Consider the following 13,889-nt stretch of genomic DNA (forward strand, 5'->3'; position numbering starts at 1 on the left):
AGTACGGGAAAGGGCCGCCGCCCGGCATCCGGGCGGCGGCCCCTTCCCGTGTTCAGCTCGTCCGCGCGCTCACGCGCCGAGCAGCTTCCTCACCCGGTCCGCGCCCACGGCGAGCAGCAGCGTGGGCAGTCGCGGCCCGGTCTCGCGGCTGACGAGGAGCTTGTAGAGCAGGGCGAAGAACGCGCGCTGCGCGAGCTTCAGCTCGGGCGTCGGCTTGGCCTCGGCGTCGAGTCCGGCCATGACCTTCGGGACGCCGTAGACGAGGGTGGTGAGCCCGTCGAGCGACCAGTGGCTGTCGAGGCCCTCCAGGAGCAGGCGGAGGGATTCGCGGCCTTCGTCGTCCAGGGAGCCGAGGAGCTCGGTGTCGGGCTCCTCGCGGACGATGGTGCGCTGGTCGGCCGGGACCTGGCTGGTGATCCAGTTCTCGGCGCGGTCGAGCCGCGGCCGGACCTCGTCGAGGGACGCGACCGGGTTCTCGGGGTCGAGCTCGGTCAGGATCCGCAGGGTCTGCTCGTCGTGGCCGGCGGTGATGTCCATGACCGAGGCGAGCGTGCGGTACGGGAGCGGGCGCGGGGTGCGCGGAAGCTCACCTGCGGCCGTACGGGCGGCGCGGGTGTGGGCGGCGGCGTCGGCGGGGAGCACGCTGCCGTCGGCGACCTTGGCCTCCAGCTTGTCCCACTCGTCGTAGAGCCGCTGGATCTCCTGGTCGAAGGCGATCTTGAAGGACTGGTTGGGGCGGCGGCGCGCGTACAGCCAGCGCAGCAGCGGCGCTTCCATGATCTTCAGCGCGTCGGCGGCGGTCGGGACGCCACCGCGCGAGGAGGACATCTTGGCCATGCCGCTGATGCCGACGAAGGCGTACATCGGGCCGATCGGCTGGACGCCGTCGAAGATCTCGCGGACGATCTGGCCGCCGACGACGAAGGACGAGCCGGGCGAGGAGTGGTCGACGCCGGAGGGCTCGAAGATGACGCCTTCGTACGCCCAGCGCATCGGCCAGTCGACCTTCCAGACCAGCTTGCCGCGGTTGAACTCGCTCAGCTTCACGGTCTCGGAGAAGCCGCAGTTGGTGCAGGTGTAGGCGAGTTCGGTGGTGTCGTCGTCGTACGAGGTGACGGTGGTCAGGTCCTTCTCGCACCGGCCGCAGTACGGCTTGTACGGGAAGTAGCCCGAGGAGCCGCCGGAGCCGTCGTCCTCGCTCGCCGCGCCGGAGCCCTCCTCGGCCTCCAGCTCTGCCTCGTCGAGGGGCTTCTGCGACTGCTTCTTCGGCGTCTTCTTCGTCCGGTACTGGTCGAGGATGGCGTCGATGTCGCCGCGGTGCTTCATGGCGTGCAGGATCTGCTCGCGGTAGGTGCCCGCGGTGTACTGCTCGGTCTGGCTGATCGGGTCGTACTCGACGCCGAGCTCGGCCAGCGACTCGACCATGGCGGCCTTGAAGTGCTCGGCCCAGTTGGGGTGGGGCGAGCCGGCGGGGGCCGGGACCGAGGTCAGCGGCTTGCCGATGTGCTCGGCCCAGGACTCGTCGATGCCCTCGATGCCGTTCGGCACCTTGCGGTAGCGGTCGTAGTCGTCCCACGAGATCAGGTGCCTGACCTCGTGTCCGCGGCGGCGGATCTCGTCGGCGACCAGGTGAGGGGTCATGACCTCGCGGAGGTTGCCCAGGTGGATCGGGCCGGACGGGGAGAGACCGGAGGCGACGACGACCGGTTTGCCAGGCGCACGTCGCTCCGACTCGGCGATGACCTCGTCCGCGAAACGGGAGACCCAGTCGGTCTCGGTGCTGCTCTGAGCCACGGTCGGTACGTCCTTCTTCCTGGGTGGGGTGCTGCCTGAGGGGCCCTACGTGAGCCATTCTCCCAGACGGAAGAGCGCTCCCCGAGGTTGTCCACAGGCGGACATGGCGCGCGTCCTGTGCTTGTCCACAGGCGGGGAAATCACGTTGCGCTCCCATGGGACACTTGACAAGCGATTTGGACGCACAGAACTCCCCGAACTCAACAGGAACGGAAGCTCATGGCCTCGGTCCCTTCCCTCGCTTCGACCGTGCAGCAGCACCTCGCGGACGGCCTCTCGGCAGCTCTGCCGGACGCCGCGTCCGCCGACCCGCTGCTGCGACGAAGCGACCGGGCCGACTTCCAGGCCAACGGCATCCTGGCGCTCGCCAAGCAGCTCAAGGGCAACCCGCGTGAGCTGGCCACCCAGGTCGTCGCCGCGATCCCGGAGAACGACGTCCTGAAGGAGATCGAGGTCTCGGGCCCCGGCTTCCTGAACATCACGGTCACGGACGCGGCGATCGTGCGGACTCTCGCGGCCCGCGCCGCCGACGCCCGGCTCGGCGTGCCGTTCAACGAGTCGGCCGGCACGACGGTCATCGACTACGCGCAGCCGAACGTGGCGAAGGAGATGCACGTCGGGCACCTGCGCTCCGCCGTCATCGGCGCCGCGATGGTCGAGATCCTGGAGTTCACCGGCGAGAGCGTGGTCCGCCGCCACCACATCGGCGACTGGGGCACCCAGTTCGGCATGCTCATCCAGTACCTGATCGAGCACCCGCACGAGCTGGACCACAAAGCGGAGGACGGCTCCGAGGTCTCCGGTGAGGAGGCCATGTCGAACCTGAACCGGCTGTACAAGGCCTCGCGCGCGCTCTTCGACTCCGACGAGGAGTTCAAGACGAGGGCCCGCGCGCGCGTCGTCGACCTCCAGGCCGGCGACGAGCAGACCCTCGCCCTCTGGCAGCGGTTCGTCGACGAGTCGAAGATCTACTTCTACTCGGTCTTCGACAAGCTCGACATGGACATCCGGGACGGCGACGTCGTCGGCGAGTCCGGCTACAACGACATGCTGGTGGAGACCTGCCGGATCCTCGAGGAGTCGGGCGTCGCCGTCCGTTCCGAGGGCGCGCTGTGTGTCTTCTTCGACGACGTGAAGGGCCCGGACGGCAACCCGACCCCGCTGATCGTCCAGAAGTCCGACGGCGGCTTCGGTTACGCGGCGACGGACCTGTCCGCGATCCGCGACCGTGTCCAGAACCTGAAGGCGACGACCCTGCTGTACGTGGTCGACGCCCGCCAGTCGCTGCACTTCAAGATGGTCTTCGAGACCGCCCGCCGGGCCGGCTGGCTCAACGAGGACGTGAAGGCGGTCCAGCTGGCCTTCGGCACGGTCCTCGGCAAGGACGGCAAGCCGTTCAAGACCCGTGAGGGCGAGACGGTCAGGCTGGTGGACCTGCTGGACGAGGCCGTGGACCGCGCGACGACGGTCGTGCGCGAGAAGGCCGAGGAGTACGTCGCGAAGACCGGCGAAACGCTCCTGACCGAGTCGGAGATCGTCGAGAACGGTCAGTACGTGGGCATCGGCGCGGTGAAGTACGCCGACCTGTCGACGTCGGCCGCGCGTGACTACAAGTTCGACCTGGACCAGATGGTCTCGCTGAACGGCGACACATCGGTGTACCTGCAGTACGCGTACGCGCGGGTCAGGTCGATCTTCGGGAAGGCCGGCGACCGCACACCGCTGGCCCACCCGGAGCTGGAGCTGGCCCCGGCCGAGCGCGCGCTCGGCCTGCACCTGGACCAGTTCGGCGAGGTGATCGCCGAGACGGCGGCGGAGTACGCCCCGCACAAGCTGGCGGCGTACCTGTACCAGCTGGCGTCGCTGTTCACGACGTTCTACTCGGAGTGCCCCGTCATCAAGCCCGCGCCGGCCCAGGACGTCGCGGAGAACCGCCTCTTCCTGTCCGACCTGACCGCCCGCACCCTGCGGCAGGGCATGGCTCTGCTGGGCATCCGGACGCCCGAGCGCCTCTGACGGTCCGGGAGCGGCATCCGAAGGCGAAGCCCCCGGTACGGATCACCGTGCCGGGGGCTTCGTCGTCAACGGATGCTGTGCGAGGTCCGGCCCGAGACCTCGTCGATCTCCGTGTGGGCCTTCTGGAGCAGCTGGGAGGCGAGATCCATCAGCGCGCGTGCGCCGGCGATCTCCTCGCCCACCCTGAGCTGCTCCGGGTCGGAGGGGTGACGGTTGGCCGTGCCGTGGGCCCGGAACTCGGTGCCGTCGGTGAGCCGCACCATGGCCGCGGCCCGCGTCCGGTCACCCTCCTCCTGGAACTCCATCTCCACATGCCATCCGACAAGCGTGTGCATCATGAGGACCACCTCCAGCGAGGTACCTGTCGGCTACCTCTCCAGGGTGCGCCGACGCGTGCCGCACCACCACTCGCTCCGTTGTCAGTGACGCCCCGTACGTTCTCCGCATGGCGATGATCCCGAACCAGCTGCCCCGGCTCGCAGCCGATCCGACCGGCCGTCCCCTCGGCCTCGACCTGCCGCCCGGCGCCCTCACCGGTCCGGCGGACGCCCCGTACATCTGGTCGGGACACGGCGCGGCGGGCCCCTCCGCCTGGAGCGCGCTGCGGCCGGCGGCCCGCACGGCGGGACTGCTGCCGGTACTGCTGGGCGGTGACTGGAGCCTGGACCGGTGGGAGCTGGAGCCGGAGCGCATGAGCGATCCGGCGGACCACGACGCGGAAGAGGTCCTCGCCGGGTTCTGGGACGCGAACGCGTCCGACGAGATACCCGGAAGCGCCGACTGGCCGGGCCTGGCCCCGGCGCAGCCGTGCGGCACGGATCCCGACGAGGCGGCGGCCGTCGTCGCCGAGATGCTGACGGAGCCGGGCTTCTGGCTCGAGGACGCCCGCCCGGCCCTGGTTCCGGCACGGCGCAGCGCGGACATACCGGCGGTGATCGGCTGGAGCGGGCCGCTGAACCACGAGAACGACGTGGCCCGGCTGTGTGCGGTGCTGCGGTCCTGGGAGGACCGTTTCGGGGCGCGTGTCGTCGCGCTCACCTTCGACCGGCTGGTGGTCTCCGTCGCGGCCCCGCCCCAGACGTTGGAGGAGGCCGAGGCGCTGGCGGCGGAGCACTTCGCGTTCTGCCCGGACAACGTCGACCAGGGCCCCCACGGCGGGCTGCGCCAGTACGCCCGGACGGGGCTGCTGGACAGCCCCGTCTGGACCTTCTGGTGGGACTGAGTCCCGGCTAGACGCGCGCGGCGGACAGCTTCTGGGCGACCTCGGTGGCCCAGTAGGTGAGGATCATCTGCGCGCCGGCCCGCCGGATGCCGGTCAGGGTCTCGAAGATCGCCCTGTCGCGGTCGATCCAGCCCTTCTCGGCGGCGGCCTCGACCATCGCGTACTCACCACTGATCTGGTACGCGGCGACGGGCACGTCGACGGACTCGGCGACCTTGGCGACCACATCGAGGTACGGCCCCGCCGGCTTGACCATCACCATGTCGGCGCCCTCCTCCAGGTCGAGGGCGAGCTCGCGCAGGGACTCCCGCAGGTTGGCGGGGTCCTGCTGGTAGGTCTTGCGGTCGCCCTTGAGGGAGGAGCCGACGGCCTCGCGGAACGGGCCGTAGAAGGCGGAGGAGTACTTCGCGGTGTACGCGAGGATCGACACGTCCTCCTTGCCGATGGTGTCCAGGGCGTCCCGGACGACGCCGACCTGGCCGTCCATCATTCCGGAGGGGCCGACGACGTGGACGCCGGCGTCCGCCTGGACCTGGGCCATCTCGGCGTAACGTTCCAGCGTGGCGTCGTTGTCGACGCGGCCGTCGGCGTCGAGGACGCCGCAGTGGCCGTGGTCGGTGTACTCGTCGAGACAGAGGTCCGACATGATCACGAGCTCGTCGCCGACCTCGGCGCGGACGTCCCGGACGGCGACCTGGAGGATCCCGTCGGGGTCGGTCCCGGCCGTGCCCGCCGCGTCCTTCTTCTCGTCCTCGGGCACGCCGAAGAGCATGATCCCGGAGACCCCGGCCTCCACCGCCTCGGCCGCGGCCTTCCGCAGGGTGTCGCGCGTGTGCTGGACGACACCGGGCATGGCCTGGATCGGCACGGGCTCGGTGATCCCCTCGCGCACGAACGCGGGAAGGATCAGATCGGCGGGATGCAGCCGCGTCTCGGCCACCATCCGCCGCATGGCGGGCGTCGTCCGCAGCCGCCGCGGCCGCGCCCCGGGAAAGGATCCGTACGAGTTCATATGCCCGAGGCTACGCCCGCCCAAAGAGTGCTTTTACCGACACGATGTTGCCTCGCCGACCCACAGCGGCGGGGTGCGGGCCCCGTCGAGGACCCGCGCCACGAGGTCGCGGAACGCAAAGGGTGCGGGCCCCGCCGAGGGACCCGCACCCGAGGAGACCGCTACGTCGTACGACGCCTCCGCGCACCCGGCCGCCGCTCACTCGGCCGAGTCACAGGATCCCCCGCCTCCAGCGCAGCCTCCCGCCGCCGCAGCCCGAAGTCCGCCAGCGCCTCCGCCAGCTTGTGCACCGACGGCTCGGGCGACAGCACGTCCACCCGCAGCCCGTGCTCCTCGGCGGTCTTCGCCGTGGCGGGGCCGATGCACGCGATGACGGTCACGTTGTGCGGCTTCCCGGCGATACCGACCAGGTTCCGCACGGTGGAGGACGACGTGAAGAGCACGGCGTCGAAACCGCCGCCCTTGATCGCCTCACGCGTGTCCGCCGGCGGCGGCGAGGCCCGTACGGTCCGGTACGCGGTGACGTCGTCGACCTCCCACCCGAGCTCGATCAGGCCCGCGACCAGCGTCTCCGTCGCGATGTCGGCCCGCGGCAGGAAGACACGGTCGATCGGGTCGAAGACGGGGTCGTAGGGCGGCCAGTCCTCCAGCAGACCCGCCGCGGACTGCTCCCCGCTGGGCACCAGGTCCGGCTTCACACCGAAGTCGACCAGCGCCGCGGCCGTCTGCTCGCCCACCGCCGCGACCTTGATCCCGGCGAAGGCGCGCGCGTCGAGCCCGTACTCCTCGAACTTCTCCCGTACGGCCTTCACCGCGTTGACCGACGTGAAGGCGATCCACTCGTAGCGCCCGGTCACGAGCCCCTTGACCGCACGCTCCATCTGCTGGGGCGTGCGCGGCGGCTCGACGGCGATGGTCGGCACCTCGTGCGGCACCGCGCCGTACGAACGCAGCTGGTCGGAGAGCGACGCGGCCTGTTCCTTGGTACGCGGTACGAGCACCCGCCAGCCGAACAACGGCTTCGACTCGAACCACGACAGCTGGTCCCGCTGCGCCGGGGCGCTGCGCTCGCCGACCACGGCTATGACCGGCCGGTGGCCCTCGGGCGAGGGGAGGACCTTGCCCTGCTTGAAGACCTGGGCGATGGTGCCGAGCGTGGCGTTCCAGGTCCGCTGCCGGGTGGTCGTACCGGCGATGGTGACGGTGAGCGGGGTGTCCGGCTTACGGCCCGCCGCCACCAGTTCACCGGCGGCCGCGGCCACCGAGTCGAGCGAGGTGGACACGACGACGGTGCCGTCGGAGGCGCCGACCTCGGTCCAGCACCGTTCGTCGGCGGTGCGGGCGTCGACGAAACGCACGTCGGTGCCCTGGGCGTCGCGGAGCGGGACACCGGCGTACGCGGGTACGCCGACGGCCGTGGCGACGCCGGGGACGACCTCGAAGGGGATGCCCTCGGCGGCGCAGGCGAGCATCTCCGCTCCCGCGTTGCCGTCGAGGCCGGGGTCGCCGGTCACCGCACGGACGACCCGCCTGCCGCCCCTGGCGGCCTCCATGACAAGATTGGCCGCGTCCCTCAACACCGGGACACCGGCGGTTGTTGACGCCTCGTCAACAACCGTCAGCTCCGGCGTGCTCACCCCCGCGCGCGCGTGGCCGCGAACGACCTCGAGCACCTCCGGCTCGGCGATCAGGACATCCGCTCCGGCGAGGGCCTCCACGGCCCTGAGGGTCAGGAGTCCGGGGTCACCGGGCCCTGCGCCGAGGAATGTGACGTGTCCATGGCCCGCGAAGGCCGGGGACAGCGGGCTGGTGGTCGGGCTGGTGGGGTTCAAAGTGCTCGCTCCCCCATAAGACCGGCCGCACCCTTGGCGAGCATCTCGTCCGCGAGTTCGCGTCCGAGCGCCATGGCCTCGTCGTGCGAGGTGGGTACGGGTCCGGTGGTGGACAGCTGCACCAGCGTCGAGCCGTCGGTGGTGCCGACGACGCCGCGCAGGCGCATCTCGGTGACAACCTGCCCGTGACCGGGGTCGTCGGCCAGCAGGTCGGCCAGCGCACCCACGGGTGCGGAGCAGCCGGCCTCCAGGGCGGCGAGCAGGGATCGCTCGGCGGTCACGGCGGCCCGGGTGAGCGGGTCGTCGAGCTCGGCGAGCGCGGTGACGAGTTCGGCGTTCGACGCCAGGCACTCGATCGCCAGGGCCCCCTGGCCGGGGGCGGGCAGGACGGAGTCGACCGACAGGTGGTCGAGCGACAGGGAGCCGGTGAGCTCCTCCGTTCCGCCGATGCGGTTGAGGCCTGCCGCGGCGAGAACCACCGCGTCCAGTTCCCCGCTGCGTACGTAGCCGACCCGGGTGTCGATGTTGCCCCGGATCGGGACGCAGGTGATCTCCAGGCCGTGGTTGCGCGCGTACGCGTGGAGCTGGGCCATGCGCCGCGGCGAGCCGGTGCCGACCCGGGCGCCGTCGGGCAGCCGGTCCAGCGTCAGTCCGTCGCGGGCGATCAGCACGTCGCGCGGGTCCTCGCGCTCCGGGATCGCGGCCAGCACCAGGTCCGGGTGCTGCGTGGTCGGCAGGTCCTTCAGGGAGTGGACGGCGAAGTCCACCTCGTCCGCGAGCAGCGCGTCACGCAGGGCGGCGACGAAGACGCCGGTGCCGCCGATCTGCGCGAGGTGCTCCCGGGAGGTGTCCCCGTACGTCGTGATCTCCACGAGCTCGACGGGCCGGCCGGTCAGCCGCCGGACGGCGTCGGCCACATGCCCGGACTGGGCCATGGCGAGCTTGCTGCGCCTGGTCCCGAGCCTCAGTGCCCTCTCGGTCATACTCGCCCTCGGTTCTTGACGTCGGCGTCATTCAGGTCGGCCCGGCTGACAGAAGCCACCGTCTCCGGGTCGAGGTCGAAGAGTGTCCGCAGCGCGTCCGCGTACCCGGCACCGCCGGGCTCGCTCGCCAGCTGCTTGACCCGCACGGTCGGCGCGTGCAGGAGCTTGTCGACCACGCGTCGCACGGTCTGGGTGATCTCGGCGCGCTGCTTGTCGTCGAGGCCGGGCAGCCGGCCCTCGAGCCGGGCGACCTCGCCGGCCACCACGTCGGCGGCCATGGTGCGCAGGGCGACGACGGTGGGGGTGATGTGGGCGGCGCGCTGGGCGGCGCCGAAGGCCGCGACCTCGTCGGAGACGATGCCGCGCACCTGGTCGACGTCGGCGGCCATAGGCGCGTCGGCGGAGGCCTCGGCGAGCGACTCGATGTCGACGAGCCGGACACCGGGGACGCGGTGGGCGGCGGCGTCGATGTCGCGGGGCATGGCGAGGTCGAGCAGGGCGAGCGGGGTGCGTCGGCCCTGGACGGCGGTCTCGATGTCGTCCCCGGTGAGGACGAGCCCGGTGGCGCCGGTGCAGGAGACGACGACGTCGGCACGTGTCAGTTCGTCGCCGACGGCAACCATCTCGACCGCGTGCGCGGCCACTCCCGTGCCGCCGGGCTCGTTCAGGATCTGCGCGAGCCGCTCGGCGCGGGCCAGGGTGCGGTTGGCGATGACGATCTCGGAGACGCCGGAACGCGCGAGCGTGGCGGCGGCGAGCGAGGACATCGAGCCGGCGCCGATGACGAGCGCCTTCTTGCCCTTGGCCCAGGTGTCGACGTCGGTGCCGTCGGCCAGCTGCTCCAGGCCGAAGGTGACGAGCGACTGCCCGGCCCGGTCGATCCCGGTCTCGCTGTGGGCGCGCTTGCCGACCCTCAGGGCCTGCTGGAACAGGTCGTTGAGGAGGCGGCCGGCGGTGTGCAGCTCCTGGCCGAGGGCGAGGGCGTCCTTGATCTGGCCGAGGATCTGCCCCTCGCCGACGACCATCGAGTCGAGCCCGCAGGCCACCGAGAAGAGGTGGTGGACGGCCCGGTCCTCGTAGTGCACATAGAGATAGGGGGTGAGCTCGTCCAGGCCGACGCCGCTGTGCTGCGCGAGCAGCGTGGACAGCTCGGCGACACCGGCGTGGAACTTGTCCACGTCGGCGTAGAGCTCGATGCGGTTGCAGGTGGCCAGGACGGTGCCCTCGGCGGCCGGTTCGGCGGCGAGGGTGTCCTGGAGGAGCTTGGCCTGGGTGTCCGCCGCGAGTGCCGCCCGTTCCAGGATGGAGACGGGGGCGCTGCGGTGGCTGAGGCCGACGACGAGGAGGCTCATGCCGGCATCACGGCGGGGACGTCCCCGTCGGGTCCCTTGCGGCTGCCGCCCGTCGCGCCACGGGGGGCCGGCGGCGCGACGGCCGTGGCGGTCTCCGCGTCGACGGCCGCGTCGGCCTCGGCGTTCGACTCCTCGCCGGCCTTGCGCTGCTCGTGGAAGGCGAGGATCTGCAGCTCGATGGAGAGGTCGACCTTGCGTACGTCCACGCCGTCGGGCACGGAGAGCACGGTCGGGGCGAAGTTCAGGATGGAGGTGACTCCGGCGGCCACGAGCCGGTCGCAGACCTGCTGGGCGACACCGGCCGGGGTCGCGATGACGCCGATGGAGACGCCGTCCTCCTCGATGATCTTCTCGAGGTCGTCGCTGTGCTGGACGGGGATCCCGGCGACCGGCTTGCCGGTCATGGCGGGGTCGGCGTCGATCAGCGCGGCGACGCGGAAGCCGCGGGACGCGAAACCGCCGTAGCCGGCGAGCGCGGCGCCGAGGTTACCGATACCGACGATGACGACCGGCCAGTCCTGGGTGAGCCCCAGCTCACGGGAGATCTGGTAGACGAGGTACTCGACGTCGTAGCCGACCCCGCGGGTGCCGTAGGAGCCCAGGTAGCTGAAGTCCTTGCGCAGCTTCGCGGAGTTGACCCCCGCCGCGGCGGCGAGCTCTTCGGAGGAGACCGTGGGTACGGAGCGCTCCGAGAGCGCGGTGAGTGCGCGCAGATACAGCGGAAGCCGGGCGACGGTGGCCTCGGGAATTCCTCGGCTACGGGTCGCCGGTCGGTGAGTTCGGCCAGTTGCCACGGTGCTCCTGCGGGATGAGCGGGGCTGCAGGCGGCCATATGTCCCAAGACCGCCCCGTCGAATGCAGGCTATGTCTTTGTGAACGCGTGCACAAAGATGGTGTCCGTTTTGTCTGCCCAAAGTGCCCGGGGTCACGCGGCCGGTTCGTATCGTCACGGAACCGCGCGGCAGGTCAGCGCGTTGAGAACCCGAAGGGGGCAAAACCGCACACACTCCTCACGACACCGCCCCCGAAACCCAACAAAACGTCCACGATGGTAGCCGTCTTTCGGTCACGCACCCAGTTCGCGCCGGAGCCTCCCGGCGTCGACACGCCAGAAGGTGTGCTGCTCGCCGTCGACCAGGACGACGGGAATCTGCTCCCAGTACGCCCGGTGGAGCTCCTCGTCCCGGGTGATGTCCTTCTCCTCCCAGCGCGCCCCCGTCTCCGCGCACACGGCTTCGATCACCGCGCGGGCGTCGTCACAGAGATGACAGCCCGGCTTGCCGATCAGCGTCACCGTGCGCGACCCGGCGTCCGTCTTCTTCTTCGTCCGTCCGAACATGACGTCCATTCTGTCCCTGATTAACAGGGGAGCCCCGCAGTGTTCACGCCGCGGCATCGTCACAAGTCGGGAAGTACCGAACAGACTGGCTATGCTCACCGCATGGCCGCTCTGGGATGGCTCACCCCCCGTAGGCGCTCCGCCACCGCGCGCAGCGTGCTCGCAGGCGAGGCCGCTGCCGAGGCAGCGCGCAAGTCCTCGCTCCAGCTGGAACGGGAGCGGGAGGAGGCGGCGGCCCATGAACCCGCGGAGGCCGAGACCCCGCCCGAGCCGGAGTTCCCCGTCGTCGGCGACGTACGGGCGGCCGCGTTCTTCGATCTCGACAACACCGTGATGCAGGGCGCGTCGATCTTCCACTTCGGCCGCGGCCTGTACAAGCGGAAGTTCTTCCAGCGCCGTGAACTCGCCCGCTTCGCCTGGGCGCAGGCCTGGTTCCGGATCGCCGGCGTCGAGGACCCCGAGCACATCCAGGAGGCCCGCGACAGCGCCCTGTCCATCGTCAAGGGCCATCGGGTCTCCGAACTGATGTCGATCGGCGAGGAGATCTACGACGAGTACATGGCCGACCGCATCTGGCCCGGCACCCGCGACCTCGCCCAGGCGCACCTGGACGCGGGCCAGAAGGTCTGGCTGGTCACGGCCGCCCCGGTCGAGACGGCCACGATCATCGCCCGCAGGCTCGGCCTGACCGGCGCGCTCGGCACGGTCGCCGAGTCCATCGACGGCGTCTACACCGGCAAGCTGGTCGGCGAGCCCCTGCACGGCCCGGCGAAGGCCGAGGCGGTACGGGCCCTCGCCGCCGCCGAGGGCCTCGACCTGAGCCGCTGCGCCGCCTACAGCGACTCGCACAACGACATCCCGATGCTCTCGCTCGTCGGCCACCCGTACGCGATCAACCCGGACACCAAGCTCCGCAAGTACGCGAAGGCCCGGGACTGGCGACTGCGCGACTACCGGACCGGCCGCAAGGCCGCCAAGGTCGGCATCCCCGCCGCCGCGGGTCTGGGCGCCCTGGCCGGCGGCACGGCGGCCGCGGTCGCCCTGCACCGCCGCCGCCACTGAGGCCCGGCCCCCGCTTCTCCCCCGGTACGCCGGGGACCGGTCTGCCGATACGTTTCGGCTGCGATCGTCTGCGACAACCCCGGACCAGGCGCCCTCACCCGTCCGTGGTCGAACACCCCCGCACAGGTCGACTCCCAGGCATTCGGGGCTCCTTACCCCGCAGCGGCCCCGATCACTCACCGGTCCCGCACTTGAGCACAACGCAACGCGCGCGCAGTCACACTCGGAAGCAAACCGATCAACAATCGGTCACCAATTGCACCTTGATCCGACTGCAAGCAGTAACAGAACCGACGGAACCGGTGATTTGAGCAACTGGGTGTAGCGCTGCCTGTACGAAGCGTTATTCTCCTGGGACGCACAAAGGACCCCTCACGTCGCCACGACGGGTGAACGGTCCCGCACTGCACGTGATGGAAGCTCTGCCTCTGGGAGTCCCGTGTACCCACACGTCGGGGTTGACACCTCGGGCCTGGCTACGCTGCGCGCAACGGTCCTCGACCGTTTGCGCGGCTTCGTCCCCACCGCGTACGCCGGCCCCGTCCCCGCCTTCGCCTTCGCCGCACCGGCACCCGCCGGCCCTTGCTATGCCCTGGCCGACGGCGGCGCCGCCGTCGGCAGACGCGGCGCCCGGTCCGGAACCTCGACCACCACCCCCCGCCGCCCCACCGCCGACAGCGACAGCGCTCGCATGATGGACCTGGTCGAGCGCGCCCAGGCGGGCGAGGCCGAGGCCTTCGGCCGGCTGTACGACCAGTACAGCGACACCGTCTACCGCTACATCTACTACCGCGTCGGCGGGAAGGCGACGGCGGAGGACCTCACAAGTGAGACGTTCCTGCGCGCCCTGCGCCGGATCTCCACCTTCACCTGGCAGGGCCGCGACTTCGGCGCCTGGCTCGTCACCATCGCCAGGAACCTGGTCGCCGACCACTTCAAGTCCAGCCGCTTCCGCCTGGAAGTGACCACCGGCGAGATGCTCGACGCCAACGAGGTCGAGCGCAGCCCCGAGGACTCCGTCCTGGAGTCCCTCTCCAACGCCGCACTCCTCGACGCGGTCCGCCGCCTCAACCCCCAGCAGCAGGAGTGCGTCACCCTGCGCTTCCTCCAGGGTCTCTCCGTCGCCGAGACCGCCCGGGTCATGGGGAAGAACGAGGGAGCGATCAAGACCCTCCAGTACCGGGCCGTCCGCACCCTGGCCCGCCTTCTCCCGGACGACGCCCGCTGACCGGTCCGCTCCCCCCACACGCGCCCCCGCGGACCGGTCAGCGGGCGTC

12 protein-coding genes are annotated in these 13,889 nt (G+C 70.9%); 4 read left to right on the forward strand and 8 right to left on the reverse strand.

Translation table 11 applies throughout. The features are described from left to right. Positions 1 to 69: 69 nt before the first annotated feature. Positions 70 to 1,794 (reverse strand): lysine--tRNA ligase, encoded by a 1,725-nt coding sequence (lysS, locus tag AOK00_RS08010; RefSeq protein WP_055599614.1) that lies wholly within the window; start codon positions 1,792 to 1,794, stop codon positions 70 to 72. A gap of 219 nt (positions 1,795 to 2,013) precedes the next feature. Between lysS and argS the strand changes: the two genes are divergently transcribed. Further along, positions 2,014 to 3,810: an arginine--tRNA ligase gene (gene argS, locus AOK00_RS08015; RefSeq protein ID WP_055599615.1), complete on the forward strand. Its 1,797-nt coding sequence runs from the start codon at positions 2,014 to 2,016 to the stop codon at positions 3,808 to 3,810. Between the two features lie 65 nt (positions 3,811 to 3,875). Here the strand turns inward: argS and AOK00_RS08020 are convergent, their stop codons facing one another. Beyond that, positions 3,876 to 4,145 (reverse strand): DUF1876 domain-containing protein, encoded by a 270-nt coding sequence (locus AOK00_RS08020; RefSeq protein WP_030546842.1) that lies wholly within the window; start codon positions 4,143 to 4,145, stop codon positions 3,876 to 3,878. A 110-nt stretch (positions 4,146 to 4,255) separates the two neighbouring features. On the opposite strand from AOK00_RS08020, the gene AOK00_RS08025 reads away from it, so the two are divergent. After that, complete coding sequence (locus AOK00_RS08025) at positions 4,256 to 5,032, forward strand: DUF4253 domain-containing protein (RefSeq protein ID WP_055599616.1); 777 nt, start codon at positions 4,256 to 4,258, stop codon at positions 5,030 to 5,032. 7 nt (positions 5,033 to 5,039) lie between these two features. On the opposite strand, the gene hemB is transcribed toward AOK00_RS08025, so the two are convergent. The 6 genes from hemB to AOK00_RS08055 all read right to left on the reverse strand — a co-directional run bounded on the left by hemB (position 5,040) and on the right by AOK00_RS08055 (position 11,559). Continuing rightward, positions 5,040 to 6,044 (reverse strand): porphobilinogen synthase, encoded by a 1,005-nt coding sequence (hemB, locus tag AOK00_RS08030; protein WP_079041886.1) that lies wholly within the window; start codon positions 6,042 to 6,044, stop codon positions 5,040 to 5,042. Between the two features lie 161 nt (positions 6,045 to 6,205). After that, positions 6,206 to 7,876, reverse strand: coding sequence for a uroporphyrinogen-III synthase (locus tag AOK00_RS08035; RefSeq protein WP_055599618.1), 1,671 nt, complete (start codon positions 7,874 to 7,876; stop codon positions 6,206 to 6,208). Next, positions 7,873 to 8,859: a hydroxymethylbilane synthase gene (hemC, locus tag AOK00_RS08040; RefSeq protein ID WP_055599619.1), complete on the reverse strand. Its 987-nt coding sequence runs from the start codon at positions 8,857 to 8,859 to the stop codon at positions 7,873 to 7,875. Before hemC ends, AOK00_RS08035 begins: the two co-directional genes overlap by 4 nt. Continuing rightward, positions 8,856 to 10,211, reverse strand: coding sequence for a glutamyl-tRNA reductase (locus AOK00_RS08045; RefSeq protein WP_055599620.1), 1,356 nt, complete (start codon positions 10,209 to 10,211; stop codon positions 8,856 to 8,858). The genes hemC and AOK00_RS08045 overlap by 4 nt, the downstream gene beginning before the upstream one ends. Continuing rightward, positions 10,208 to 11,005, reverse strand: a complete 798-nt coding sequence (locus AOK00_RS08050) for a redox-sensing transcriptional repressor Rex (RefSeq protein WP_055599621.1) — start codon at positions 11,003 to 11,005, stop codon at positions 10,208 to 10,210. Before AOK00_RS08050 ends, AOK00_RS08045 begins: the two co-directional genes overlap by 4 nt. 272 nt (positions 11,006 to 11,277) lie before the next feature. Continuing rightward, entirely contained in the window at positions 11,278 to 11,559 is a 282-nt protein-coding gene (locus AOK00_RS08055; RefSeq protein ID WP_055599622.1) for a glutaredoxin family protein, read from the reverse strand. Positions 11,560 to 11,652: 93 nt separating this feature from the next. On the opposite strand from AOK00_RS08055, the gene AOK00_RS08060 reads away from it, so the two are divergent. Both AOK00_RS08060 and AOK00_RS08065 read left to right on the forward strand, forming a co-directional pair. Continuing rightward, entirely contained in the window at positions 11,653 to 12,612 is a 960-nt protein-coding gene (locus AOK00_RS08060) for an HAD family hydrolase (RefSeq protein ID WP_055599623.1), read from the forward strand. A gap of 439 nt (positions 12,613 to 13,051) precedes the next feature. Continuing rightward, positions 13,052 to 13,840 carry an ECF subfamily RNA polymerase sigma factor, BldN family gene (locus tag AOK00_RS08065; protein WP_055599624.1) on the forward strand — a complete coding sequence of 263 codons (789 nt, stop codon included), beginning with the start codon at positions 13,052 to 13,054 and terminating at the stop codon, positions 13,838 to 13,840. Positions 13,841 to 13,889 lie beyond the last annotated feature (49 nt).

Origin of the sequence: Streptomyces aureus (genome assembly GCF_001418135.1) — a bacterium.
In the GTDB taxonomy this organism is placed as follows: Bacteria; Actinomycetota; Actinomycetes; order Streptomycetales; family Streptomycetaceae; genus Streptomyces; species Streptomyces aureus_A.

What these genes read in the sequence shown, in the direction of transcription:
- argS (WP_055599615.1), top strand. Translation starts at nt 2,014, where the DNA reads ATGGCCTCGGTCCCTTCCCTCGCTTCGACCGTGCAGCAGCACCTCGCG.
- AOK00_RS08020 (WP_030546842.1), bottom strand. Translation starts at nt 4,145, where the DNA reads ATGCACACGCTTGTCGGATGGCATGTGGAGATGGAGTTCCAGGAGGAG.
- AOK00_RS08025 (WP_055599616.1), top strand. Translation starts at nt 4,256, where the DNA reads ATGGCGATGATCCCGAACCAGCTGCCCCGGCTCGCAGCCGATCCGACC.
- hemB (WP_079041886.1), bottom strand. Translation starts at nt 6,044, where the DNA reads ATGAACTCGTACGGATCCTTTCCCGGGGCGCGGCCGCGGCGGCTGCGG.
- hemC (WP_055599619.1), bottom strand. Translation starts at nt 8,859, where the DNA reads ATGACCGAGAGGGCACTGAGGCTCGGGACCAGGCGCAGCAAGCTCGCC.
- AOK00_RS08045 (WP_055599620.1), bottom strand. Translation starts at nt 10,211, where the DNA reads ATGAGCCTCCTCGTCGTCGGCCTCAGCCACCGCAGCGCCCCCGTCTCC.
- AOK00_RS08055 (WP_055599622.1), bottom strand. Translation starts at nt 11,559, where the DNA reads ATGGACGTCATGTTCGGACGGACGAAGAAGAAGACGGACGCCGGGTCG.
- AOK00_RS08060 (WP_055599623.1), top strand. Translation starts at nt 11,653, where the DNA reads ATGGCCGCTCTGGGATGGCTCACCCCCCGTAGGCGCTCCGCCACCGCG.